This window comes from Shinella yambaruensis, assembly GCF_050859155.1.
GTDB lineage: Bacteria > Pseudomonadota > Alphaproteobacteria > Rhizobiales > Rhizobiaceae > Shinella > Shinella yambaruensis.
The window spans coordinates 234161-258064 of the sequence record NZ_CP150640.1 but is presented as its reverse complement, the minus strand read 5'-3'; the positions used below and the strand labels follow the sequence as shown (position 1 = coordinate 258064).

23 protein-coding genes are annotated in these 23904 nt (G+C 63.9%); 5 read left to right on the top strand and 18 right to left on the bottom strand.

Translation table 11 applies throughout. The annotated features are described in order from the left end of the window. Positions 1-15: 15 nt before the first annotated feature. A complete protein-coding gene (locus WMC41_RS27070; protein ID WP_432349408.1) occupies positions 16-1449 on the top strand; it encodes an NAD(P)(+) transhydrogenase (Re/Si-specific) subunit beta in 1434 nt (477 codons plus the stop codon). Positions 1450-1724: 275 nt separating this feature from the next. Continuing rightward, positions 1725-2129 carry a GFA family protein gene (locus tag WMC41_RS27065; protein WP_432349406.1) on the top strand — a complete coding sequence of 135 codons (405 nt, stop codon included), beginning with the start codon at positions 1725-1727 and terminating at the stop codon, positions 2127-2129. Positions 2130-2135: 6 nt separating this feature from the next. On the opposite strand, the gene WMC41_RS27060 is transcribed toward WMC41_RS27065, so the two are convergent. The 9 genes from WMC41_RS27060 to WMC41_RS27020 form a co-directional block, all read right to left on the bottom strand. After that, the gene (locus tag WMC41_RS27060; protein WP_432349404.1) at positions 2136-3476 is read right to left on the bottom strand and encodes an MATE family efflux transporter; all 1341 of its coding nucleotides are present in this window, start codon (positions 3474-3476) and stop codon (positions 2136-2138) included. Continuing rightward, positions 3477-4055 carry a peroxidase-related enzyme gene (locus WMC41_RS27055; RefSeq protein WP_432349402.1) on the bottom strand — a complete coding sequence of 193 codons (579 nt, stop codon included), beginning with the start codon at positions 4053-4055 and terminating at the stop codon, positions 3477-3479. 1 nt (position 4056) lies between these two features. Then, positions 4057-4557 (bottom strand): CMD domain protein, encoded by a 501-nt coding sequence (locus WMC41_RS27050; RefSeq protein WP_432349401.1) that lies wholly within the window; start codon positions 4555-4557, stop codon positions 4057-4059. 27 nt (positions 4558-4584) lie between these two features. After that, positions 4585-6057, bottom strand: a complete 1473-nt coding sequence (locus tag WMC41_RS27045) for an NAD(P)-binding domain-containing protein (RefSeq protein WP_432349400.1) — start codon at positions 6055-6057, stop codon at positions 4585-4587. Between the two features lie 16 nt (positions 6058-6073). Continuing rightward, complete coding sequence (locus tag WMC41_RS27040) at positions 6074-7144, bottom strand: ABC transporter ATP-binding protein (protein ID WP_272808241.1); 1071 nt, start codon at positions 7142-7144, stop codon at positions 6074-6076. 5 nt (positions 7145-7149) lie between these two features. Further along, positions 7150-7941: an ABC transporter permease gene (locus tag WMC41_RS27035; RefSeq protein WP_244770646.1), complete on the bottom strand. Its 792-nt coding sequence runs from the start codon at positions 7939-7941 to the stop codon at positions 7150-7152. A 10-nt stretch (positions 7942-7951) separates the two neighbouring features. After that, a complete protein-coding gene (locus tag WMC41_RS27030) occupies positions 7952-8932 on the bottom strand; it encodes an ABC transporter permease (RefSeq protein ID WP_336314401.1) in 981 nt (326 codons plus the stop codon). A gap of 71 nt (positions 8933-9003) precedes the next feature. Continuing rightward, the gene (locus tag WMC41_RS27025; RefSeq protein WP_244770644.1) at positions 9004-10104 is read right to left on the bottom strand and encodes an extracellular solute-binding protein; all 1101 of its coding nucleotides are present in this window, start codon (positions 10102-10104) and stop codon (positions 9004-9006) included. Position 10105: 1 nt separating this feature from the next. After that, positions 10106-11158: a LysR family transcriptional regulator gene (locus WMC41_RS27020; RefSeq protein ID WP_432349398.1), complete on the bottom strand. Its 1053-nt coding sequence runs from the start codon at positions 11156-11158 to the stop codon at positions 10106-10108. Between the two features lie 193 nt (positions 11159-11351). Between WMC41_RS27020 and WMC41_RS27015 the strand changes: the two genes are divergently transcribed. The 3 genes from WMC41_RS27015 (at position 11352) to WMC41_RS27005 (ending at position 14601) form a co-directional block, all read left to right on the top strand. After that, a complete protein-coding gene (locus WMC41_RS27015) occupies positions 11352-12434 on the top strand; it encodes an NAD/NADP octopine/nopaline dehydrogenase family protein (RefSeq protein ID WP_432349396.1) in 1083 nt (360 codons plus the stop codon). Positions 12435-12736: 302 nt separating this feature from the next. Next, complete coding sequence (locus tag WMC41_RS27010) at positions 12737-13999, top strand: flavin-dependent oxidoreductase (RefSeq protein WP_432349394.1); 1263 nt, start codon at positions 12737-12739, stop codon at positions 13997-13999. A gap of 41 nt (positions 14000-14040) precedes the next feature. Beyond that, on the top strand, positions 14041-14601 hold the full coding sequence (locus tag WMC41_RS27005; protein ID WP_432349392.1) for a GNAT family N-acetyltransferase: 561 nt from the start codon (positions 14041-14043) through the stop codon (positions 14599-14601). A gap of 30 nt (positions 14602-14631) precedes the next feature. Here the strand turns inward: WMC41_RS27005 and WMC41_RS27000 are convergent, their stop codons facing one another. The 9 genes from WMC41_RS27000 to WMC41_RS26960 form a co-directional block, all read right to left on the bottom strand. Continuing rightward, entirely contained in the window at positions 14632-15858 is a 1227-nt protein-coding gene (locus WMC41_RS27000) for a M20 family metallo-hydrolase (protein ID WP_432349390.1), read from the bottom strand. 70 nt (positions 15859-15928) lie between these two features. Then, entirely contained in the window at positions 15929-17428 is a 1500-nt protein-coding gene (locus tag WMC41_RS26995; protein WP_432349388.1) for an aldehyde dehydrogenase family protein, read from the bottom strand. A gap of 25 nt (positions 17429-17453) precedes the next feature. Then, positions 17454-17753 carry a putative quinol monooxygenase gene (locus WMC41_RS26990; RefSeq protein ID WP_244770637.1) on the bottom strand — a complete coding sequence of 100 codons (300 nt, stop codon included), beginning with the start codon at positions 17751-17753 and terminating at the stop codon, positions 17454-17456. A 32-nt stretch (positions 17754-17785) separates the two neighbouring features. Next, positions 17786-18499 (bottom strand): ABC transporter ATP-binding protein, encoded by a 714-nt coding sequence (locus tag WMC41_RS26985; protein WP_432349386.1) that lies wholly within the window; start codon positions 18497-18499, stop codon positions 17786-17788. Further along, entirely contained in the window at positions 18489-19211 is a 723-nt protein-coding gene (locus WMC41_RS26980) for an ATP-binding cassette domain-containing protein (RefSeq protein ID WP_432349384.1), read from the bottom strand. The genes WMC41_RS26985 and WMC41_RS26980 overlap by 11 nt, the downstream gene beginning before the upstream one ends. Further along, positions 19211-20245: an ABC transporter permease subunit gene (locus WMC41_RS26975; protein WP_432349382.1), complete on the bottom strand. Its 1035-nt coding sequence runs from the start codon at positions 20243-20245 to the stop codon at positions 19211-19213. Before WMC41_RS26975 ends, WMC41_RS26980 begins: the two co-directional genes overlap by 1 nt. Next, a complete protein-coding gene (locus WMC41_RS26970; protein ID WP_272808229.1) occupies positions 20242-21108 on the bottom strand; it encodes a branched-chain amino acid ABC transporter permease in 867 nt (288 codons plus the stop codon). Before WMC41_RS26970 ends, WMC41_RS26975 begins: the two co-directional genes overlap by 4 nt. A gap of 66 nt (positions 21109-21174) precedes the next feature. Further along, positions 21175-22392 (bottom strand): urea ABC transporter substrate-binding protein, encoded by a 1218-nt coding sequence (locus WMC41_RS26965; protein WP_432349379.1) that lies wholly within the window; start codon positions 22390-22392, stop codon positions 21175-21177. A gap of 314 nt (positions 22393-22706) precedes the next feature. After that, positions 22707-23903, bottom strand: a complete 1197-nt coding sequence (locus tag WMC41_RS26960; RefSeq protein ID WP_432349377.1) for a substrate-binding domain-containing protein — start codon at positions 23901-23903, stop codon at positions 22707-22709. Position 23904 lies beyond the last annotated feature (1 nt).

Genomic DNA, 23904 nt, shown 5'->3' with positions numbered 1-23904 from the left:
CGGGGGATTTGCATCATGACCATCGGTATCGTCTCGGCCGCCTATATCGCGGCAGCCGTCCTCTTCATCCTCTCCCTCGGCGGTCTCTCCGGCCAGGAAAGCGCCAAGCGCGCCGTCTGGTACGGCATCGTCGGCATGGCGCTCGCCGTCGTCGCCACGGTCTTCGGGCCTGGTGTCGGCAACTGGCTCGTCATTCTCCTGATGATCGCCAGCGGCGCGGTGCTCGGCCATTATGTCGCCTCGCGTGTGCAGATGACGGAGATGCCGCAGCTCGTCGCCGCGCTGCACTCCTTCGTCGGCCTTGCCGCCGTCTTCATCGGCTTCAACGCCCATATCGAGGCGGCCCATGTCGCCGGCCTCGACGAGGCAGGTCGTTCCACGCTGACCGGCTTTGCCGCGCTCCTCGCCCACAAGGAACCCGCCGAGCTCACGATCCTGAAGGTCGAGGTGTTCCTCGGCGTCTTCATCGGCGCGGTCACCTTCACCGGCTCGGTCGTCGCCTTCGGCAAGCTGGCCGGCAAGGTCGACGGCAAGGCGAAGAAGCTGCCGGGCGGGCATGCTCTCAATGCCGGTGCGGCGCTGCTGTCGCTGATCCTGCTGATCCTCTATGTCAACGGCGCGGGCGCCTGGACGCTCGTCCTGATGACGCTCGCCGCCTTCTTCATCGGCTATCACCTGATCATGGGCATCGGCGGCGCCGACATGCCCGTCGTCGTCTCGATGCTGAACAGCTATTCGGGCTGGGCGGCCGCCGCCATCGGCTTCACGCTCGGCAACGATCTCCTGATCGTCACCGGCGCGCTGGTCGGCTCTTCCGGTGCGATCCTCTCCTACATCATGTGCAAGGCGATGAACCGCTCGTTCATCTCGGTCATCCTCGGCGGCTTCGGCGGCACGACGGGGCCGCAGATGGAGATCACCGGCGAGCAGATCGCCATCGACGCGGAAAGCGTCGCCGCCGCGCTCAACGATGCCGACAGCATCGTCATCGTGCCGGGCTACGGCATGGCGGTGGCGCAGGCGCAGCAATCGGTTTCCGAGCTGACGCGCAAGCTGCGGGCTGCCGGCAAGACCGTGCGCTTCGCCATCCATCCCGTCGCCGGCCGGCTGCCGGGGCATATGAACGTGCTGCTGGCCGAAGCCAAGGTGCCCTACGACATCGTGCTGGAAATGGACGAGATCAACGAGGACTTCGCCAACACCGACGTCGTGATCGTCATCGGCTCGAACGACATCGTCAATCCGGCGGCGCAGGAGGACCCGAACTCGCCGATATCAGGCATGCCGGTTCTTGAGGTCTGGAAGGCCAAGCAGGTGTTCGTCTCCAAGCGCGGCCAGGGCACCGGCTATTCCGGCATCGAGAACCCTCTGTTCTACAAGGACAACACCCGCATGTTCTATGGTGATGCCAAGAAAAGCATCGATCAGTTGCTGCCCGCGCTGGCCTAGGTCACCGTTTGACACGGTCGGCGATCTGATATCCTTCAGAACCGCCGACCGTGCGGCCGCTATACTCCCTATGAGTCTCGCGAAAGGCGGACGGGCAGAAACGACCGTAAGCCTCTGGACCTCGGCATTCCCTCGCTCTATTTTGCTGTTCCGGCTAGCCTGAAACCTATCAGGCTTCGGCCCCTTCGCATCGTCGACCGCAAGGACTCGCGGTTCCGACCTGCGCTTCAGCCCTCAATCAGCAAAATTTGACCACGCAAGCGGGAGGAATTTCCATGGTCGATGCCCAATGCGCCTGTGGTGCCCTGAGACTGACATTCAGCGAACCGCCACAATTGACCGCCCTGTGTCACTGCTTCGCTTGCCAGCGAAGAACCGGCGCGCCGTTCAGCGCCAATGCGTTCTACCCGATCGACTGTGTCGAGATATCCGGACCGTCCACGGAGTTCATCCGTATTGCCGACAGTGGCCGCAAGGTCCGGATGCATTTTTGCCCGGCCTGCGGTTCGACGGTCTATTGGAAGGCCGATGCCTCGCCCTCCTGGATCGGTGTGGCCGTCGGCTCGTTTGCCTATCCGGCCTTCGCCGCACCGACAATGTCGGTATTCGAGCAATCGAAACACGAATGGGTGCGTCTTGACGAAACGATCGAGTCTTTCCAGGGCCTCCCGGTCGGCTAAATGGCATCAGCGGGGAAAGGTACGGTCGGCCAGACCGGGCAGCATGAAGCGGAAGGCAATGCTGCGGACGCTCTGGAACAGGATGAGCGCGATCCAGAGGCCGTGGTTGCCGAAATGCGCCGGCAGCACCTTCCAGGCGACGAGATAGAGCGCGAGCGAGAGCAGCATCAGGTTGCGCATCTGCTTCGACCAGGTCGCGCCGATATAGACGCCGTCCATCTGGAAGGCGACGATACCGAAGATCGGCAGCGCCACCACATAGGGCAGGTAAAGATGGGCGAGCGTGGAAACCGCTTCCGTCGGTGCCGTGATGCCGATCACCCAGTCGCCGGCGGCGAGGAAGGCGAGAGAGACGAGCCCTGCGAAGACGAAGCCCCAGAGCGTCGTCAGGCTGATCGTCCGGTCGAAGACCGGGCGGTAGCGCGCGCCGACGGCCTTGCCGGCAAGCTGCTCGGCTGCCGTCGCGACCCCGTCGAGGAAGGCGACGCCGAAGAAATAAAAGCGCAGCAGGATCGTGTTGGCTGCGAGGATTTCGATGCCGAGCGTGCCGCTCTGCCGGGTGAAGAGCGACAGGCCGATCAGCAGCGCGAAGGAGCGGATCATCATGTCGCCATTGACCGAGAAGGCCCGGCGGAAAGCCGCAGCACCCGGCAGGCTCCAGGCCTTGGGATCGGTCTTCTTCCAGATGAGGTACAGGCCGGCGAGCGCCGTCACCGCTTCCGCAACGAGCGAGGCGGCGGCGACACCCGCGACGCCCCAGCCCAGCCCCAGCACCCAGTAGATACTGAGCCCGGCATTGATCCCGTTCAGAAGCGTCTGCAGGATCATGCCCCAGAGCGCCTCGCCGCGTCCGATGATCCAGCCGAAGACGACGAAATTGAAGAGCACGAAGGGCGCCGACCAGATGCGCCAGGCGAAATAGGTCGATGCCGCCTCGGCGACGGCCCCGCTCGCGCCCATTGCGGCAAGGCCGAGTTCGCCAAGCGGCTTGTGGAAGACGAGGAGGGCGAGACCTCCGACGAGCGCGATGATCAGGCCGCTCGCCAGCATGCGCTGTTCCGCGTGTCTGTCGCCCGCCCCGAGCGCCTGTGCCGTGAAACCGGTCGTGGCGCCGCGCAGGAAATTGAAGGTGACGAAGATGACGTCGAAGATGACGGCCGCCAGGGCGACGCCGCCGATGAGCGCCTCGTCGCCGAGCTGCCCGATGACGCCCGTGGCGACCAGCCCGACCAGCGGGCTCGACAGATAGGCGATCATCATCGGAAGCGCGATCGTCAGGACGTCGCGATGGGTGATGTCGAAGGGGCGGACGGCGCCGCCCCCGTCAGTGCGGGAAAGCTGTTCCACTCATTCCTGCCGGTGCGGTTCGCCGAGCGTGTGCATCAACCGGTTCGCCCAGCCGAAGATCGCGACCGAATGGATGAGGTCGAGGATCTCGAGATCGTCGAGGCCGGTCTCGCGCAGGTGGTAGAACTGGTAGGTGCCGACATTGTCGGGATGGGCGGTCAGGTCCACGCCGAAGTTGAAAAGCGCCTGCTCGAACTCCGGCAGGTCGGCGTCAAGACCGTTCCTGTAGATTTCCTCCACCACCTCCGGCCGCTTCTCGAGCTGGATGTAGCGGGCCGCATGCACGGCGGCACAGTAGATGCAATGGTTGACGAAGGAGGCGGCGAGCGCGCCGATCTCGCGGCCGCCGCGCGAAAGCCCGCCCTCGCTGTACATGATGTCGTTGAAGAGCGGCGTGCGTTCGCGAAGCGTCTCCGCCTCGTTGGCGAGCACCAGCACATAGGCTGAGACCTTCTTGTTGGACGGCGTGACCTTCAAGGCGTCCAGCTGTTCGGGCGTTGCCGTGTCCAGGTCTACCGGCCTGATATAGGGCTTCCAGTCGAGCGCCTCGACGGTGAATTCGTGAACGGCGTCCGACATGTCAGTTGTCCCTCAGCATCTTGAGGCCGGCCACGACCAGCACCTGGTAGTTGACGAAAGCGATAAGGCCGGCGAGCGTGACGATATCGCGGTCGTCGAGGCCGGCGGCGGCCAGCTTCTCGATATTGGCGCGCGTCGCCTCCTTGGGCGCGAGCGTCACCAGGTCGACATGGGCGAGGATCGCGGAAAGGCGCGCATCCGCATCGGCCGCGCCGGTGCCCGGATCGGCGATGGCGCTCAACGCCGGATTCTCGCCATCGAGAAGCGCCCGGTAATGGGCGACGAGTTCACCGGATTTCCAGAGCGTGGCCATGCGCGCGGCAAGCGCCGCCCTCATGCCGTAGGAGAAGTTGCGCGGCTCGGCGGGGCGAAGGGCAGCCTCGTAGCTCGTCTGGGTCAGGTGCTTGAGCTTGCCGCGCTGCTCGCGCAGCGCCTTCAGGTCCGGGAAGCGGTCGAGGCCGAGCACGGTGTCGATGACATCGGCGGCGGGGGAGGCGGTCATGGGCGTGTCCTCATCTCGCGTGTTCGTTCACGCGGTTTTCTGTGCCTGCACCGGCGCGTCGGCATCGGTCCACTCGGTTCCGTCGAGTTCCGGCTTCTCGTAGGCGAGCAGCGCTTCCCAGTGATAATCGACATCGCGGATGAAGAGCGAGGCGGCGACGCCGCGCGCGAGCCAGAGCGCGCCCTCGCTGATCGCCGGGATGTCCCCGCTCACCTTGCCCACGCTGACGGAGGCGCCGTAGTTGAAGCAGTGGATGTCCTTCAGCCAGGGTGCCGTGCCCGGTTCCTTCTCGGTGAAGGAGAAATCGCCGTTCAGCCAGGGAAAGCGGCCGAGGCCGGGATTTTCCTCGCCCGCCGGCGGGTCGTAGCGGTCCTCCCAGCAGGCGATCCTGTCCTGGTATGGCGCAAGCTCGCTCCGGCTCATGGGATCGATGGAGAAGCCGGTCCCCAGGATGACGAAATCGGTGCGGAAGACGCGGCCGTTCGTGGTGGTGATGACGACCTCGCCGTCTTCCTCCTTCATCGAGGCGATGGCGCAGCCGAAATGGAAATAGGCGTTCGGGTGACGGCTGACGCGCAGCGTCGAATTGTGCGGTGCCGGCGTCTGCTGCTTGGCGGCATAGTCCATCAGGCGCCAGCGCCATTCCGGCGAGATCTCGGCGAAGCCGGCGATGACGCCGTAGGAGCCGATGCCCATGAGCTTGTTGATCGTCGGCATCTCCTTGCGGCGGGCGAGAAGGCGGACTTCGCCTGCGCCCTGCTCGAGCGCTTCGGCGGCATTGTCCACCGCCGAGGCGCCGATGCCGATGACGACGACGCGCTTGCCCTTCAGCCGGTCGAAATCGATCTCGTCGGCCGAGTGCGCCCAGGACCTGTGCCGCTCCATGCCCTTGACGAAATCCGGAATCGTCGGCTCGCCGAGGCCGTCGCGGCCGGTCGCCATCACCAGCTTGCGGGTGACGATCGACGGACGGGCACCGCCGGCGATCTCGAGTTCGAGAAGACCGTCCTCGCGCGGCAGGATGCGGGTGACATGCGTGTCGTTCTCGACCGGGACGTCCATGACCTCGCGATACCAGGACAGGTAATCCATCCACATGGGCCTGGGGATGCGGTAGAGCTCCTCCCATTCGCCCTCGCCGTAAAGCGCGGTGAACCACGCCCGGAAGCTGAGCGAGGCGACGCCGAGCGCCGGGCCGAGCAGGATCTTCGGCGAGCGCAGCGTCTCCATGCGGGCATAGGTGAGCCAGGGGCCCTCGAGCCCCTTCGGCGCGCGGTCGACGATGCCCAGGTTGACGATGCCGGCGCGCGTCAGCGCATGCCAGGCGACGAGGCCGCACATGCCGCCGCCGATGACGACGACGTCGCTGACCGGCCCGCCGTCGGCCGTCGTGACCGGCTTCGACCAGTTGGCCGGCGGATAGTTGAGATAGCCGAGGTCCTGCTTCACGCGCGCATTGAGGCTGGAGAGCCGGCTTTGCTGCTGCTGTCTGTCGATCATGGTTCCACTCTCCGTTTCAATCCGCCAGGAGGACGGCGTCGCGTTCGCGCCAGCCGATCCAGACGTCGTCCCCCTCGATATGCGACAGTGCCACGGGGTCGAGCTGGACCAGCAGGCTGGTGCCGTTTTCGAGCGTGACGGTGAGCGAGGTATGCGCGCCTTTGAAGACGCGGCCGGTGATGCGCCCCTTGAGCGCCAGCCGTCCCTCTGGCTTCTCCGTCAGACAGTAGAGGGCTTCCGGGCGCAGCGCGACCGTTACGACCTTGCCTGTCGCAGGCGACGTGCCGTTGACGTCCGCGTGGATGATGTTGCCCTGCCAGTCCAGGCTGGCGATATTGCCCGAGACGGAGACCACCTTGCCCTCGATGAAGTTGCTCCGGCCGATGAAGTCGGCGACGAAGCGGCTGCGCGGACGGGCGTAAAGCTCGTCCGGCCCGCCCATCTGCTCGATCCGCCCCTTGTTCATCACCACGATGACGTCGGACATGGTAAGCGCCTCTTCCTGGTCGTGCGTAACGAAGAGGAAGGTCTTGCCGGTCTTCTGCTGGATCGATTTCAGCTCGATCTGCATCTGCTGCCTCAGCTTGGCGTCGAGCGCCGAAAGCGGCTCGTCGAGCAGCAGCACGTTCGGGTCCGGTGCGAGCGCGCGCATCAGCGCCACGCGCTGGCGCTGGCCGCCGGACAGCTGGGCCGGCATGCGCTCGGCATAATCCGCAAGCGAGACGAGGGAGAGAAGCTCCGTGACGCGGCGATGGATCGCATCCTGCGCCAGGCCCTTCAGCTCCAGCCCGAAGGCGATGTTGCGCATGACGGAGAGATGCGGGAACAGCGCATAGTCCTGGAAGACGATGTTCACATTGCGCCGGTTCGGCGGCAGGTGCGAGATCGGCTTGCCATCGAGATAGATCTCGCCGGAGGTCGGGTCCTCGAAGCCGCCGAGCATGCGCAGCGTGGTCGACTTGCCGCAGCCCGACGGGCCGAGCAGCGTGACGAACTGGCCCGCATCGATGGCAAGGTCCAGATCCTCCACGGCGGCTTGCGTTCCGTAGAACTTGTTGACGTTCTTGAATTGGACGACAGGCTGCATGCGCATCAGCTCCTGGAACGGCGGGTGAAGTATTCGGCATAGAGGCCGACAATGGTCGTGACGATGAGCACGATCGTCGCCATGGCGTTGATTTCCGGCGACATGCCGCCCTGCACCTTGGCGAAGATCAGCATGGGCAGGGTCGGCTGGTATCCGCCGAGGAAGAAGGTGCGCACGAAGTCGTCGATGCTGGTCAGCACGCAGAAGATCATGCCGCCGATGAGCGCGGGCATCAGATAGGGGATCGTCACGCGCAGGAAGGCGATGAACGGATCGGCCCCCAGATCGCGCGCGGCATCCACGAGGTTCGCCGGCATCGAGCGCAGGCGCGTCAGAACCATGATCACCACGAAGGGAACCGCGTGCACCGTGTGCGCGAGCACGATGGCGAAGGTTCCGGTCGGAATGTCCAGCGCGCGGATGAAGATGCGCATGGAAATGGCGTTGATGAGACCGGGGACGACGGCCGGCAGGCAGGCAAGCGCGAAGATCGCCGCCTTGCCCCAGATATTCTCCGCCGAGATCAGGAGCGCGATCCAGACCCCGATGATGGTGGCGCAGACCGTGGTCGCGAGCGCGATGCCGATGGAATAGAGCGAGGCGTTGATGAACTGCCGGTCCTGCAGCACCTTCGCATACCAGTCGAGCGTCCAGCTGTTGATCGGGAAGGCGATGAAATTGGCATCCTTGAGGCTCATCACCATCATCAGCGACAGCGGCAGGACGAGATAGACCGCAAAGAGCCAGTAGGACGCGCCGAGCGCCGTCTTCGGCAGGTCGTTGAAGTAGGTTTTCATCATCCTCTCCTCACATCAGCCTGACGGAGCGTCCGCCGACGATCCGCATGAAGAGCCCGACCGTCGTCAGCGAGACGGCGAGCATCAGCATCGAGAAGGCGGCGCCTTCCGGCCATTTGTCGTTCGAACCGTGGAAGAGGGTGGCGATGACCTCCGGGAAGATGACCGCGTTCGGTCCGCCGAGCAGCAGGGGCGCCGCGAAGACGCCGATGGTGGTGAGGTAGACGAGGCTGCAGCCCGACACGATGCCGTCCTTGGAAAGCGGCAGGATGACCCGGCGGAAGCGCTGGAACGGCCCGGCGCCGAGGTCGGATGCGGCGTGAATGAGCGGCGTCGGGATTTTCTCGATCGCCGAATAGAGCGGCAGCAGCATGTAAAGAGCCAGCAGGTAGACGACGCCGAAGCTCAGCGAGAAGAAGGTGTAGAGCATCGGGATCGGCCGGTCGATGAAGCCGAGCTCCCGCAGCAGCACGTTCACGGCGCCGCGGTTTGCAAGCAGCATGATGACCGAGAAGGTCCGGATCAGCTCGCCGGCCCAGAACGGAATGAGCAGCAGCAGCAGCGCGCGCATCCGGTTCTTCGGCTTCACCACTTTCGCGACATAGTAGGCGACCGGATAGACGATCACCAGCGTCGAGACCGTCACGACGGCCGCGAAGATGAGGCTGCGCACGAACGGCATGAAATAGAGCCGGTCGGAGAAGAAGAAGCCGTAGTTCTCAAGCGTGTATCCGCTATCCACGCCCGGCCGGGGCGGGTAGTTGGCGAGGAAGCTGATATTGGCCATCTGCAGAATGGGGCCGAGATGCAACGCGGCGATCCAAACGAGCGGCACGCCCGCCAGCACGGCAAGCCGGACCCAGCGGTTGCTGGCCAGAAGCCCGATCGTATTGCGGTAAAGGGTCGAATTGACCGTCCTGCCGATCCATCCGGCGTAGCGCGGCGGCGCCGTCGAGGTGACGGTTCGGGGCTGCATCGTCGTATCCACCATTCTCGTCGTTCCCGGCTTCGAAGGATGCCCATGCGCGGCCGGCCGAAGACCGGCCGCGCCTGTCGTCAGGATCAGGCCGCCTTGATCTCGGCGGCGGCCTTGTCGATCATCTCGTTCTTCATGTCGCGGTTGACGGAGCTGAAGAACTGGATGCGCTGGGCCTGCTCGTCGGGCAGCGAAAGGGCTGCACGCTCACGATCGTCCAGCACGTCGTTGACGCCTGCGAACGCCGAGGCGAAGCCGGACTGGCGGGTCATCGCCGCACCGATTTCCGGAGAGGAAAGGATCGCGTCGAGGAAGGTATAGGCGGCGTCCGCATTCGGTGCGTTGTTGACGACGTTGAACGAGTAGAGGAAGCCATAGGTACCTTCCTTCGGCACCGAGATCTCGATCGGGTGGCCGTCCATGATGAGCTTGGCGGCCGGACCGGACCAGACCTGTGCCAGATAGATGTCCTCGTTGAGGAACATCTGCTGCACCTCGGAGCCGGCGTCGTAATACTTGCGCACCTTGTCCTTGTGCTGGATCAGGAAGTCGCGGGCCTGGTTGGTGGCGGTCTGCGCGACATCCGGCTTGTCGCCATAGGTCACGTAGTCGCCGTCATTGCCCTGGTAGGTCATGACGATCGAGAGGAAGTCGGTGATGATATAGGAGGTAAGTCCCTTGAACTCGTCCTCGAACATGAGGCCCCAGGTATCGGTCTCCTTGGTGTATTCGGTGTTGCGCGCCAGGCCTTCATAGCCGGCAAGCAGCGGCAGGCCGTAGGTGGTGCCGTCGATGGTGAGCTGCGGCGCGCCCTTGTAGGCGGCGGCGAGCTTGTCCCAGTTCTTCAGGCGGCCGGTATCGAGCGCCGAAAGCAGGTTCGAGTTCAGGAACTGCGACAGGCGGTGACCGGTGACGGTGACGATGTCGGTGGAGGGCGTCGCACCCTCGGCGGTCAGCAGATTGTACTGCTTGCCCTGGTCGTCGGTGAGGCGGATGCGCACTTCGATGCCGGTATCCTTCTGGAACTGGTCGATGAAGGATTGGGGCACGAACTTGTCGTAGGTCGTGATGTTGACGACCTTGCTCTGGGCAAAGGCCGGACGGATAATGGCCGGAGCGGCAAGGATGCCGGTGCCGGCGGCAAGCAGCTTCAGCGTCGAGCGGCGCGTTGTGGTAAAGTCCTTCATGTCACTCTCTCCTTGTTTTGGTCTTTGCGGGCTCATTTTCATTCACGTCGGGCATGTCGTGGGCACCGCCGCCGGCCGGAGCGGGATCGCCGGCGCGGCCGGAAAACGTGCGGTCTGCGATGCGCGCCATCTGGCGCGGGTCATGGATGACGAGATCCGGAATACGTCTGGATGCGACATCCACGATCTGCTGGATGAGCGCGCGCGCGCCGGCCGAAAGTGGGCGCGCCGTTGCGGAAAAAATCGCCCAGAGAAACGGGACATCGACATCGAGCGGCCGGATCGCAACGGGCGCCGACTGCAGGCCGTAGGCCGTGGCGGGCTCGATTACGGCAATGCCGAGCCCGGTCGAGGCGATCTGCACGGCGTTCATCGTCGCGTTGGTCGCGATGACGCGGGCGGGGCGGACATTCGCCGCCTTGAGCGCCTGATCGACCCGGTGGCGCAGGCGGAACGGGTTCGCCATGGTCACGAGTGTACGATCGGCAAGGTCGGCGATGGAAATGACGGACTTTTTCGCCAGCGGATCGTGATGGGCGACGGCAGCGACGCAGCGCCCCTCGAAGAAACCCTGCACTTCCAGGCCTGGCTGGTCGGCCGGCAGTGACGTCACGCAGAAATCCGCGGTGCGGCCGAGCACCGACTGGATGGCGGCTTCCGCCGGCATGCTGCGCAGCTGCATGGTACGGGGAAGCCGCTCCGCGGGCAATTCGGCGAGAGCGAGCGGAATGATGCCGCTTGCGAAGGCCGGCGTCGCGGCGATCTCGATCGGCTCGGGCTCGCGGCCGGCAATCGCCTTGGCCCGGTCGCGCAGGTGGCCGATGCCGCTGAAGAAGCGCTCGGCATCGTCATGAAAGGCGACCCCTTCGTCCGTCGGCGTGATCTTGGGACCGTTGCGCTCGAACAGCGGAAAGCCCAGCGATGTCTCGAGATCCTGGATGAGGCGCGTCACCTGCGACTGCGAGCGATCGAGCAGCCGGGCGGCAGCGGTGATGCTGCCGGTGGACATGACTGCCAGAAATGCCTCGAGGTCGCGGACTTCCATGGGTATCATGCATTCCTTGCATTATGACAATTCTACTGTGCATAAAACGCATTCTGTGCGCTAGTGACAAAACACAAGATTTTTTTGTCTGGTGTTTTTGTAGAAAATACACCCCCGGCTGCCATATCGGCAGGGAAACCTTTGGCCAAGCGGCGCTGGCGGCAGCCTTGCCCGGCGCTCGAAACGAACAGGGAGATAATCGATGCGGATTGGAATTCTCGGCGCGGGCGCGATCGCCTTCGGCATGGCGGCTTTCCTGGCCAGGGCTGGACACCAGCCCGTCCTGTGGTCTCCCTCCGGGGAGCGCACCCGCAAGCTCGCGGAAGGCGCGCCGCTGACCGCGACAGGCGCGGTCGAATTCTCCGGAACGGTTGCGGTCGCCCGCGACTGCGCCGACGCGGTCAAGGGCGTGGATGCGGTGGTCGTCGCCCTGCCCGCCAACGGCCACCGCCATGTCTTCGACGCCGCCGTTCCCCACCTTGTTTCCGGACAGCCCGTCATCATCAGCTCGCACAGCTCCTTCGGCGCATTGTACCTTGCCGGGCGTCTCGCCGAACGCGGCGTGCGCCTGCCCATTATCGTCTGGGGCACGACGCTCCTGACCGGCCGCCAGCAGCCGGACGGCACCAGCGTTGCGGTCAATTCCGTGCGCCAGAAGGTCGATGTGGCAACATTGCCAAAGTCCGAAGCCGAGATGGGCAAGGCGCTTTGCACAGAGCTCTTCGGCGACCGGTTCGTCATCCGCGACGGCCTCCTCGCCATCGCGCTTTCAAACCTCAATCCGCAGAACCACCTCGGCATCGCGCTTCTCAACCTGACCCGTATGGAAAAGGGCGAGACATGGGGCCAGGGTGAAAACGTCACGCCCGCCGTCGGGCGGCTCATCGAGGCGCTCGACCTCGAACGGCTGAGGATCGCCGAGAGCTTCGGCCTGTCCGTTCGCACGGTACAGGAACACTTCTCCCTGTCCTTCCACGTGCCGATGGGCACCGTGTCCGAGATGAACCAGCAGATGCATGCGGAAGGGCGCGGCGGCTTCGGCCCGGCGACCGTCGACAGCCGCTACATCTACGAGGACGTGCCCTTCGGCCTCGTGCCCACCAGCCTGCTCGGCCGCATCGCCGGCCGGCCGGCCATTCTGCACGAAGCCGGCATCAACATCTTCTCATCCTCGATGAATCGCGACCTGATTGCCGACAACGACCTTCTCCCGGCCCTGGACCTGGAGGGTATATCACCCGCGGTCCTGCTCGAGCGCTGCGAGAACTGGCCCGTGCCGGGCTGATCGTTGAGGTATTGCCGACGCATCCGTTAAGGCCCGGATGTCCCCCAGCTAGACATGTGGCCGACGCACACTTCTGGAAATCGCTGCCGCCAGGGTTTCGGCGGCGCCTTTGGCAGAAAATACGATACTTCTGTCATTTCCGTCAGAGCACGCGTTCGATACCGATAGCCTGGTAGCAATGCAGGATCGGAGCGCTGGATGTTCACGCGCCATCTTCTCCGCGCTTTGCGGGAGATCGGAGCTCGCTATGGGCATGGTACTGCCGAACCCGTCGCCATGCAGCGCGAACCGGGAGCAGGGCCATGAAGGCGTTGATCGCGGGGGCCGGTATCGGTGGATTGACGGCCGCCCTCTTCCTGCACCGGGCCGGGGTCGAGGTGGAGATCTTCGAGCGTGCGGATGCGGTGCGGGAGCTGGGCGTCGGCATCAACATGTTGCCGCATGCTGTCGGCCTTCTGGCCGAACTCGGACTGATGGACGACCTCGACGCAGCGGGAATCCGCACGCGCGAGCTGATCTATGCGAATCGGTTCGGCCAGGTCGTCTGGCAGGAGTTGCGCGGGGTCGAGGCCGGCCATGCCGTGCCGCAGGTCAGCATCCATCGCGGCAGGCTGCTGGGCCTTGTCCACAAGGCCGTCATCGCACGGCTGGGGCAGGGGATCATCCGCACGGGATGCCGCGTGCACGGCTTTGCGCAAGACGAGCGGAGCGTCACCGTTCACCTGTCGCAAGGTGGTAGGGCATCGCAGGCGGGCGGTGACCTGCTGATCGGCACTGACGGCATTCATTCGACTGTACGCGCAACGCTTTACCCGGATGAAGGTCCGCCCATCTGGAATGGTGTCATGCTTTGGCGCGGCGCCACGCGCTGGCCGAAATGGCGGGACGGCCGCACCATGGCAGTCGCCGGCGGCAACCATGCCAAATTCGTCTTCTATCCGATCGGCAAGGATCCGGACGATCCGGCCATGCGCCTCACCAACTGGGCCGTGATGGCCCGCAGCCGTGCGCCGCAGGCCGGGCGCTTCACCCTCGGGGACTGGAGTCGGCCGGGGAAACTCGCACAGGTTCTGCCGTTCGTGCGGGATCGCTTCCGCCTGGATTACGTCGATCCGGCCGGGATCATCCGCGCTACCGGCGCGTTCTACGAATATTCCAATTGCGACCGGGAGCCGTTGCCGCGCTGGTCGTTCGGACGCGTCACCCTGCTGGGAGATGCCGCCCATCCCATGTACCCCGTCGGCTCGAACGGCGCGAGCCAGGCCATCCTCGACGCCCGGTCCGTGGCAGAGCATCTGCGAACCCATGGAACCGTCGAAGCGGCGCTCGGCGCCTATGACAGCGAGCGCCGCCCGCCCACATCACAAGTCGTCCTGTCGAACCGCAGGGGTGGGCCGGAAGGCGTGATCGATCTCGTCGAGGCGCGCGCACCCGACGGTTTCGACGACATCGAGGCGGTCGCATCCTACGAGGAACGCGAGCAGGTCGTGCGCGGTTATGCAAGCCTGGCCGGCTTTGCTCCGAACAATGGGACGTCGCGGAAGGCGGAGCGCCGTAAGCCTTGAGGGAAAGCAGCCTTTCCCGTCACCTCAAGCGAGGACACGAAATGATCGACACGGAACGTATGATACGCCTTGCCGGGCGCCGGGAACTTGACGCCGTGGCTGCTCTTGTTGCCGATGCTTTCGCGCACTATCGGGGAGTTTTGCCGGCGCACATCTTCGATCCCTATTTGAAGGACTCGTGTGATTTCGCGAGCCGGTGGGGGCAGGCGGACATTGCGGTGCTCGAGATGCAAGGGTGCCTCGTCGGAACGGTCACCTACTACGCAGACGCATCGCATGAGGGAATGGGCTGGCCTTCGGGGGTTGCAGGGCTGCGAACATTGGCCGTCGCACCGTCGGCACAGGGGCATGGCTACGGTCGCGCACTGTGTTCGTGGTGCATAGGGCGCGCCCGCCAAGATGGAGCACATGCGCTCACGCTGCACACCGCCGAGTTCATGACGGCGGCATGCAAGCTGTATGAGAGCCTCGGTTTTTGCAGGCAACCTTCACACGACCTGGCGGCGTCGCGCGTTCTCGGGTTCGGTCCCCGCCTGGCCGATCAGAAGATCATAGCGTACGCCCTGCCGCTCGCGGATGCTGGACATGCGCCCGACCACTGATCGGCTGGTACGGAGGAGATCGAAGGAATTTCAAATGCCTGCGAAGGACTGGTGCAAAATGATGCTTTCGAGCAGCACTTGGGCTCCCAAAACGCAATGCTCCTTCCGTGCACTTTCGGCTGGGTTGTGGCTCAGGCCGTCTTTGCATGGAATAAAGATCATCGTCGTCGGCGCGATGCGCGACACATGGACAGAGTCATGGCCGGCGCCGGAGACGATATCGCGCCTACTGGTTCCGAGCCGTTCCGCGGCACACCGAACCGTTTCAATGCAATCATTATCAAAATGCACGGCCGGGCTGATCCAGACCGCTTGGAGATGCGCGCGATTGCCGCACTGCTTCCGGATGAGATCTGTCACTTCGATCTCCAGTGAATCGAGCCCGCCGTCTGTGACGTGGCGCAGGTCGAGGCTCATGGTCAGCTTGCCCGGAATGACGTTCCGGGAGGGCGAGTTGATCGACAGCTGGCCCGTCGTCGCCATGCCGCCCAGCTTGCGGGCTATGTCCTGGGCGCCAAGGACAATCGCGGCTGCGTCGGCGAGCGCATCGCAGCGCATGTCCATCGGTGTGGAGCCAGCATGGGCTTCCTGACCGGTGATGACAAGATCGTACCAACGCATCGCCTGAACGCCGGTCACGACGCCGATCTCGATATCTTCCCGTTCCAGAACCGGCCCCTGCTCGATATGCAGTTCGAACATGGCGGCCAAGGACGTTTCTCCCAAGGGCGTCTCGCCGCGATAGCCGATCTTTTCGATTGCTTCGGCGAAGGAAACGCCGTCGGTGTCGAGGCGGCTGTCCACAAAGGCTTGGTCGAAGACGCCGGCATGCGCGCCGGAGCCGAGCATGGCGGGCGCGAAACGAGCGCCTTCCTCGTTCGTCCAGTTGATGAGCATCACCGGATGCTCGGTTTCATAACCGGCGTCGTGCAACGTCCGCAGGACTTCCAGCCCGGCAAGAACGCCGAGGATTCCGTCGAACTTGCCCCCGGTTGGCTGCGTGTCGAGATGGCTGCCCATGGCAATTGGCAGTGCATGCTCCCTGGTGCCGGGGCGTGTCGCAAACATATTGCCGACCGTATCGACTTTAAGACTGCAGCCGATGGCTTCGCACTGTTCGCGAAGCCAGTCGCGAACCTTCTTGTCTTCCGGTGAAAGCGTAAGGCGACGGATGCCGCCATCCGGGCCGGCGCCGAAGGCGGCGGTTTGCGTGATCGTCTGCCAAAGGCGTTCGCCGTTGATCGTCAGGTTGTGCATGCGTTTTCGCTTCTTGCTCCGATGCCGGAAGGGTTGGCGCGGCGGTTGAAGCCGCCACGCCGCAGGGTGGTCACAGCGCGATGCCGACGGATTTCACCTCGGTATAGAGAAGAATGGCCTCATAGCCCTGCTCGCGCCCCCAGCCGGACTGGTTGAAGCCGCCGAAGGGAAGCGCGGGGTCGATGACGTGGTGGGTGTTGACCCCGACCGTGCCTGCCTTCAGCTTCTTCGCGACCTTGTGGGCACGGCTGACATCGCGCGTGAAAACGCTGCCTGCCAATCCGTAGATCGAGTTGTTGGCCTCCTTGACGACGGAGTCGATATCGTCATCGTCGAAGGTGGCAACGACGAGAACCGGTCCGAAGATCTCTTCCTTGACGACAGACATGTCGGAGGTGGTTTCCGTCAGGATCGTCGGTTCGAGGAAGTATCCTTCCGTTCCCGCGCGATTTCCGCCGCAATAGAGCTTGGCGCCATCGGCAAGTCCTGCCTTCACATATGCACTGACGCGGTCAAACTGCTCCTGGGACACAAGCGGCCCGATCTGGGTCTTCGGGTCGAGGCCGACGCCGATCGACATGGATTCGGCAAAGGCCTTGAGGCCGGTCAAGATGGTATCGGCGATGTCCTTGTGCACGTACAGGCGGGTTCCGGCGGTGCAGGTCTGGCCCATATTGTAGAAGATGCCGTAGGCAATGGCGGGGATTGCAACGGCCGGGTCGGCGTCGGCAAAGACGATCATCGGCGACTTGCCTCCGAGCTCGAGCGAGACCTTCTTCAGGTTTCCCTTGGCCGCGTCGAGGATCTTCTTGCCAACTTCGGTGGAACCGGTGAAGGCGACCTTGTCGACATCGGGATGGGCGGCGAGGGCCGCGCCTGCCGTTTCGCCATAGCCTGTCACCACGTTGAAAACGCCAGCGGGGAAACCGGCCTCCTCGACGAGTTCGGCAAGACGCAGGGCCGTCAGCGGCGTCTGCTCGGCCGGCTTGAGGACGATGGTGCAGCCCGCAGCAAGCGCCGGGGCCACTTTCCAGACAGCCATCATGAAGGAGAAATTCCACGGCACGATCTGTCCGCAGACACCTACGGGCTCCCGCAGCGTATAGGCATGGAACGGAGCGCCAGCCGACAGCGGGATGGTCTGGCCGCAGATTTTCGTGCTCCAGCCAGCCATGTAGCGCAGCAGCTCGTAAGAGAAGGCAACGTCGCCGTTCCTGGCGTCCGTCACCGGCTTGCCATTGTCCAGCGCTTCGAGCTCCGCCAGTTCGTCCGCATGCCTTTCGACGAGATCGCCGAGCTTCCAGACGAGTTTTCCGCGGTCGGCCGGCGTCATGTTGGCCCATGGGCCGTCATCGAACGCCTTTCGGGCGGCGGCAACGGCGCGGTCGATATCGGCGGCCTTGCCCTCCGGGACACGATCGAAGGCCTTGCCGGTTGCGGGGTCGATGACGTCGATGGTGCCACCTTCCGTGGCCGGAACCCACGTGCCGTCGATATAGAGCTTCTTTTCCTTTGCCACGAAGCGGGCAGCATCCGCGCCTAGGCGCTGGAGAGTTACAGGTGCGTTCATGATACTTTGCTCCCCTCGTCGATGTTCAGGCCTTGGCGGAAATTTCGTTGGCGGTGATCAGGATGACCTCACCGTCGAGGATCGGCTTTGCGATGCCGAAGAAGCGGGCGACCACGTCGGAATTGTTGTGCAGGTCCATCGCGGCGCGATCGACAAAGCGCTCGTATGTGGCAAACAGGCAGGGATCCTGCGCATCCTGGGAAATATGGAAGCCGATCGTGTCCGGCTCGTTGGCGCGCACATGCTCGGCGACTTCGAGCAGGGCCTGGGCCATGGTCTGCTCATAGCCCTTGCGGGCGCGGATGACGGCGGTGATGGTGATCATGATGACCCTCGTTTTCTGGGTGTTGAAAGAGATCAGGCGGGCAGGAATTCGCCCGCCAGATCGGCGTCGTGCAGCTTGGCGGGGTCGATCTCGCCGGAGAGCTGGCCGCGCTTGATGACGAGGACGCGGGTGGCGAGATCGCTGATGAATTCGAGGTTCTGCTCCACGAGCAGGATCGAAAGGTTGCGCGAGCGGGCGAGGGCCTTCAGCGTGTCCTTCATTTCCTCGATGATGGACGGCTGAAGGCCCTCGGTCGGCTCGTCGAGCAGGATCAGCTTGGGATGGGCGCACAGGCAGCGGGCAAGGGCGAGGATCTGCTGCTCGCCCCCGGAGAGCACCCCGCCGGCCCGCGACAGGATCGGCTTCAGCCGCGGCAGGTCCTCGATCACCTGATCGATGATCGCCTTAGCCTGTTTCGGGCTCTGGTGGGCGGCGCCGACGCGCAGATTGTCCATTACGGAAAGCGCCGGGAATATCTGGCGCCCTTGCGGGACATAGCCGATGCCGGCGCGGGAGCGAGCGGCGGGAGAGGCGCTGGTCACGTCGCGGCCGGCAAGATGGATGCTGCCGCCGGTCGGGACGATGTGGCCCATCAGCGTGCGCAGCAGCGTTGATTTGCCCATGCCGTTATGGCCGAGAATGCCGACGAACTCGCCTTCCGCAATCGACAGGCTGATCCCGAAGAGGATCGGAATGCGGCCATAGCCGGACTGAAGGTTCTTGGCGGTCAGGAGATCAGGCGCCATGTTTTTTCCCCAGATAGACGTCCCGGACGGTCTGGTTCGCAAGGATGCTTTCCACATGGCCTTCCGCGAGGATGCGGCCCTGATGGAAGACGGTGACCTGGTCCGCGATCATGCGAATGAAGTGCATGTCATGCTCCACGACCACGACGGTATGGGTGCGGTTCAGATCGCGAATGATGGAGGCGAGGCGCTCCACCTCGCCGTCGGTCATGCCGGCGGCCGGTTCGTCGAGCAGCACGAGGTCCGGATCGCTGGCGACAACCATCGCCAGTTCCACGAGCTGGCGCTGTCCATGGGCCATGCGCCCGAGTACGTTGTCCCGCAGCGGTGAAATGCCCACCCGCTCCATCACATCGGCGATCTTCTCCTCCCGCGCGGCAGCATTCCGAACCGTGCGGAGCGCAAGCCAAAGGTTCTCGTGGGTGGTGAGACCATCGAACAGGCTGGGCACCTGGGTCTTCACCCCGATGCCGGCACGGGCGATGTCATGCCGCTCCTTGCCGGCAATATCGGTGCCTTTGAAGAGGATATGCCCCCGGGTTGGCTTGTGGGTACCGGTGAGGCAGCGGAAGAAGGTGCTCTTGCCGGCGCCGTTGGGGCCGAGAAGGCAGCGCAGTTCGCCCTTCTTCAGGCGGAAATCCACGCCGTCGAGTGCCTTTACGCCGCCGAAATGCATGGCGACATCCCGCGCTTCGAGGAGATAGTCGCTCATCATGCGGCCTCCTCGCGCATATGTCCCGGGGACCCGCAGGGCGGGGTGGCGATGCGGGCAAGGAGCGCGGCGAGGGCCGGCTGGATGCCGCCCGGTACGAAGACCACGAAGACGACCAGCACCAGCCCAAGCACGATGTTGGGGTCGATAAGGCCGAGCTTGCCGAGTGCCGCCGCCGCTATCTGCAGGGCGAAGCAGGCCGCGACTGGGCCGAAGAGCGTGCCAAGGCCGCCGACCACGACCCAGATCAGCACCTGCGCGGCCATGGAAAGGCTGAACATGGTCGGGCTGACAAAGACGGAGTTGGCGAACAGCAATCCGGCCAGCCCCGCAATGCCCGCGGAGATGACGAAGATGGCGAGCTTCAGGCGCCTGGCATTGTAGCCGAGCAGTTCCGCCCGCACCTCGTTTTCCCGCACGGCAATCACGGCGCGGCCGAAGCGGGTGGTGATCAGCCTCTTGCAAAGGGCATAGGTTGCAAACAGGGCGATGCAGGCGAGCGTGAACAGGTTTGCAGGGGACAGCGGGATGCCGGTGAACGGCATTGTCAGCAGCGGCGTGTTGGGAATGCCGTTGAAGCCGCCGAGCCGCGCCTCGCCGATCCGCCAGGCGTCGCCGCCGGTGCTGTTGATCAGCTTGAACAGGATGAGCGTGACGGTGAGTGTGATGACACCGAGATAGACATCGCTGAGACGGCCATAGAACAGGAAATAACCGAGGCCGGCGGCAAAGAGGGCAGGAATCCCGATGGCGAACGCAGATGCCAGCGTTGTGTCGCCGAAGTTGATGGCGGCAATGGCATAGGCATAGGCGCCGAGGCCGAAGAAGGCCGACTGGCCGAAACAAAGGATACCGCCGTAGCCCCAGAGAAGCGCAAGGCTCAGCGCAAAGACGCCCATGGACATGTAGAGCGTCACGTTGATGAGCGTGTAGAGCGGCGCAACCTTCGGGAAGATGACGATCGCTGCCAGCATGGCGACGGCTGCGAGCGCGATATGCGTGCCGCTGGCACGGCAGAACGTGGACAATGTCATGGTGCCCCCTTGAAGATGCGGCCGGTGATGCCTGTCGGCAGGAGGCGCAGGAAGATGGTGGCAGCCAGAAGCAGGGCCACGTCGCCGAGAACCGGTGTGGTGATGAAGGTGGAGACCGTGTTTATGCTGCCAAGCAGGGTCGAGCTCAGCGCCGTGCCGGTGATGACGCTGGCGCCGCCGGTGATGACGGTGATGAAGGCCTTGGCGACATATGCGACGCCCATCGTGGGCAAGACGCCGGATATCGGCGCAAGCAGCCCGCCCGCCAAGCCGCTGAGGGCGGAGCCGATCGCGAAGGTGACGGCGTAGACCCGCGAGGGTTCGATGCCGAGGGACGAGGCCATTTCCCGGTTCTGCATGGTTGCCCGGGCAACCAGGCCGACGCGGGTGAAGCGCAATATCGCGTAGCCCGCGGCAAAGACGACGAGGGCGATGCCGGCCAGCACGAAATCATACGCGCCGAGATTGTATTCACCGATGCGGAAGCTCCCGACCGGGGCGGCGACGCCGACGACGCGATTGCCGAAGAAGGTGGTGGCGAGCCCGATGAGCAGCAGGCTCAGGCCCCAGCTTGCCAGCATGGTGTCGACCATGCGGCCATAAAGACGGCGCATCACAAGGCGTTCGACCAGCACGCCGAGCACGGCCACGCTCAGCGGCGCGATCACCAGCATGGCGAGCCAGATGTTGATGCCGGCCTGCACGCTGAAGATGGCGGCAAAGCCGCCGAGCATGATGAACTCGCCATGGGCGAGGTTGATGACCCGCATCATGCCGAAGATGACGGCAAGCCCGACGCTGACAAGCGCGAGATTGCCGACGGCTCCAGCGATCTGGAGCAGCACAACAAGAAGATAGTCCACTGGATTTGTCCCGTATGGGCTCCCGGTGCGCGGCCTGCCACGCGCCGGGAGGCAATGCGTCCGCGGCTACTGGATGACGTATTGCTGGTTGTCGTTCGGGTTGGCGACCAGGTCGCAAATGGCAGCCGTGTCGGCTGGCGGCTGGTTCGCGAAGCTTTCGAGGATTTCGAAGCTGTGGTCCTTGACCCGGCCGATATGGACGTCCGTGGCGCAATGGTGCGTCTTGGGATCAATCGTCGAGGAGCCGCCGGGGCCGTCCACCGTCGAGCCGCTCTCGATCGCCTCTATAACCGCCATGCGATCAAGGGAGTTCGCCTTCCTGACGCCGTTTGCCCAATGGTGGACGGCGTTGTAGGTCGCCGAGGCGTGCTCGGTCACATAGGGTGCCTTGTCTCCGAACTTCTGGTGGTAGCGTTTCACGAAGGCCTCGTTGGCCGGCGACTTTATCTCCTGGAAGTAGCCGAACGCGGCCATGACGCCATCGGATTCGGCGGGTGTCAGGACGATGTGCTCGTTACCGCCTCCGAAAGACGTGGAGACGATCGGAATCTGGCCTGCCATGCCCGCCGCCGCCCACTGGCGGAAGAAGGACATATGGTTGCCGCCCACCAGGAGCGTATAGATCACGTCGGGCTTTTCGCGCTGAATCTTCTGGATCGCCGCGCTGAAATCCGTGACGTCGAGCGGGAAGAATTCGGCGGCAATGACTTCGCCGCCGGCTTGCGCGGTAAAGTCGCGTACCCATTTGGCGGAAATCTGACCGTAATTGTAGTCCGCTGCCAGAACATAGACCTTCTTGCCGAAGTTCTTGACGGCAAAGGGCATCAGCTGGCCGATGGTCTGCGAAGGGGTCGATCCCGTCAGGAAGGTGTTGCGGTCGCAGACACCGCCCTCGTAGAGCGGCGAGTAGAAGTAGAGCGTCTGGTACCGGCCGAGGATCGGCCGGATGGCTTCGCGGGAGGCGCTGGTGATGCCGCCGAAGACCGTTGCAGCCTGCAGGCTCGTTGCGGCTTCCGTCGCAAACTGCGTATAGAGCTGGATGTTGGATTGCGGATCGTACTTCTGGACCTTGATCTGGCGACCGAGCAGGCCGCCGGCCTCGTTCAGTTCGGAAACGGCAAGATCGAGGCAGGCGTCGATCGGCTGACCGTAGATCTCGAGACCGCCGGAAAGATCGTAGATGCTTGCGATCGTGATGTCGTCGGCCGCAAAGCCGCGATTGACCCACGGTGCGGTCAGGGCAGCGGCCGTGCCGCCGAGAAACAGGCGTCTGCTGATTTTCATGAGTTCACCCTCTTTTATAGCTCCGGATAGGCGCACGAATCCGCTCCGGCAGGCGGCAGCCTGCAGGCCCGGCCCGAACCGGAAGGAGGCGGGCAGGAGGATTTCATGCGGTCGATATGTTTATATATTCAATATTTTCTTTTTCAAGTATTTTTATAAGGCGACAGGTTTTGCCTTCCGCAGCCCTTTGGCGAAGCTGGAAAGCGCTTTCAAAACAGCCGGATGGGGAAGATGCGGCGCACGCTTTTCAAGCGCGGTCCGGAATCGCGGGCTGAACCTGTGTTATCTGTTTATCGAAGCTCGGAAATTCCGGATCAGGCGTTGTCGAAGCTGCGCAAGACTTCGAACTCGGTGCCTTCGGCGCGGGCGAGATAGGTCGGCCCGGAGGCGACGCCGTTTCGAACCGTGGTTACGCCGCGCGGGCTTTCGAAGCTCAAGCCTTCGAAGGCCTGCGACAGGGCATCGATTTCAAGCGACTGCGCGCGGGTTGCCAGGGCGCCGAAGAAGCGAAGGCCTTCATAGCAGGCTTCGCTCAACACGCCCTGCACGGGCGCCGTCACGCCAAAAGCATCCCGGTAGCGTTTGAGAAAGGTGTGGTTCTCCGGCGTCTGCAACGCACTGAAATAGCCTGCGGCACAAAACAGGTTCTCGGTATTGTCCGCGCCAATCGCCATCAGCGTATTTTCCTCGACAGCGCCCGACAGGCGCAGGATATGGCGGGGAAGGCCGCGTTCGGCAAACATGCGGTTGAACGGCACGCATTCCGAACCGACAAGGGAGAGGAAAACGATATCGGGATTGGCCGCCTCGATCATATCGACAAGGTGGGTCGTGTCATAGCCAAGCCCGACATACTCCTCGCCGACGACCGCTCCGCCACGCCCCAGAACGAAATCGCGCACCCAGTTGTGCGAAGCCCTGGGCCAAACGTAATCATTGCCGACCAGAAACCAGCGCCTGGCCGCCTGATTGTCCATGAAATGGCTGACGGGACCTGAAAACTGCCTTTCGGGCACCTCGCCTATGCTGAAGACCGTCTCGCTTTCCGTGCCGCCTTCAAAGAGCGGCGCGAAGACATAGGGCACACGGTCGGCCAGCGCACGGGCGAGTTCGACCCTGACGGAGGAGAGGTGGACGCCGATCAACGCATTGGCGCCCTGGCGCTCGACAAGGTCGCGGGCGCGCTCGACAACGGCTTGCGGGCTGCCGCCGGCGTCGGCCGCCAGAAGCTCTATCTGCCGGCCAAGTATGCCGCCTTTTTCGTTGAGCTCCGCCGCCGCGAGAACGGCGCTGTACTGGCAGGATGGCCCCCAGATCGCATCCGCGCCCTGAAAGGGAACCAGCAGCCCGATCCGGATGGGCTCACGCTTGCGCGACGCGAACGCTTTGTGTCCGCGCGCGTTTTGCGAAAACGGAAACGAACCCCGGGGAGCCTTTGGCAGACGCGAGGAGGTCGGGCCGCGCATCCATATGCTGCGGGCGCCACCGGCCAGGGCGAAATCGAGCGTCACG

Excerpts from the sequence above, each read along its gene's own strand:
- WMC41_RS27035 (WP_244770646.1), bottom strand. The coding sequence starts at position 7,941 with ATGAAAACCTACTTCAACGACCTGCCGAAGACGGCGCTCGGCGCGTCC.
- WMC41_RS26985 (WP_432349386.1), bottom strand. The coding sequence starts at position 18,499 with ATGGCGCCTGATCTCCTGACCGCCAAGAACCTTCAGTCCGGCTATGGC.
- WMC41_RS26980 (WP_432349384.1), bottom strand. The coding sequence starts at position 19,211 with ATGAGCGACTATCTCCTCGAAGCGCGGGATGTCGCCATGCATTTCGGC.
- WMC41_RS26990 (WP_244770637.1), bottom strand. The coding sequence starts at position 17,753 with ATGATCACCATCACCGCCGTCATCCGCGCCCGCAAGGGCTATGAGCAG.
- WMC41_RS27050 (WP_432349401.1), bottom strand. The coding sequence starts at position 4,557 with ATGACCGCCTCCCCCGCCGCCGATGTCATCGACACCGTGCTCGGCCTC.
- WMC41_RS26995 (WP_432349388.1), bottom strand. The coding sequence starts at position 17,428 with ATGAACGCACCTGTAACTCTCCAGCGCCTAGGCGCGGATGCTGCCCGC.
- WMC41_RS27000 (WP_432349390.1), bottom strand. The coding sequence starts at position 15,858 with ATGCACAACCTGACGATCAACGGCGAACGCCTTTGGCAGACGATCACG.
- WMC41_RS27005 (WP_432349392.1), top strand. The coding sequence starts at position 14,041 with ATGATCGACACGGAACGTATGATACGCCTTGCCGGGCGCCGGGAACTT.
- WMC41_RS27025 (WP_244770644.1), bottom strand. The coding sequence starts at position 10,104 with ATGAAGGACTTTACCACAACGCGCCGCTCGACGCTGAAGCTGCTTGCC.
- WMC41_RS27045 (WP_432349400.1), bottom strand. The coding sequence starts at position 6,057 with ATGATCGACAGACAGCAGCAGCAAAGCCGGCTCTCCAGCCTCAATGCG.
- WMC41_RS27030 (WP_336314401.1), bottom strand. The coding sequence starts at position 8,932 with ATGGTGGATACGACGATGCAGCCCCGAACCGTCACCTCGACGGCGCCG.
- WMC41_RS27015 (WP_432349396.1), top strand. The coding sequence starts at position 11,352 with ATGCGGATTGGAATTCTCGGCGCGGGCGCGATCGCCTTCGGCATGGCG.
- WMC41_RS27010 (WP_432349394.1), top strand. The coding sequence starts at position 12,737 with ATGAAGGCGTTGATCGCGGGGGCCGGTATCGGTGGATTGACGGCCGCC.
- WMC41_RS27040 (WP_272808241.1), bottom strand. The coding sequence starts at position 7,144 with ATGCAGCCTGTCGTCCAATTCAAGAACGTCAACAAGTTCTACGGAACG.
- WMC41_RS27055 (WP_432349402.1), bottom strand. The coding sequence starts at position 4,055 with ATGTCGGACGCCGTTCACGAATTCACCGTCGAGGCGCTCGACTGGAAG.
- WMC41_RS27020 (WP_432349398.1), bottom strand. The coding sequence starts at position 11,158 with ATGATACCCATGGAAGTCCGCGACCTCGAGGCATTTCTGGCAGTCATG.
- WMC41_RS27070 (WP_432349408.1), top strand. The coding sequence starts at position 16 with ATGACCATCGGTATCGTCTCGGCCGCCTATATCGCGGCAGCCGTCCTC.
- WMC41_RS27065 (WP_432349406.1), top strand. The coding sequence starts at position 1,725 with ATGGTCGATGCCCAATGCGCCTGTGGTGCCCTGAGACTGACATTCAGC.
- WMC41_RS26965 (WP_432349379.1), bottom strand. The coding sequence starts at position 22,392 with ATGAAAATCAGCAGACGCCTGTTTCTCGGCGGCACGGCCGCTGCCCTG.
- WMC41_RS26975 (WP_432349382.1), bottom strand. The coding sequence starts at position 20,245 with ATGACATTGTCCACGTTCTGCCGTGCCAGCGGCACGCATATCGCGCTC.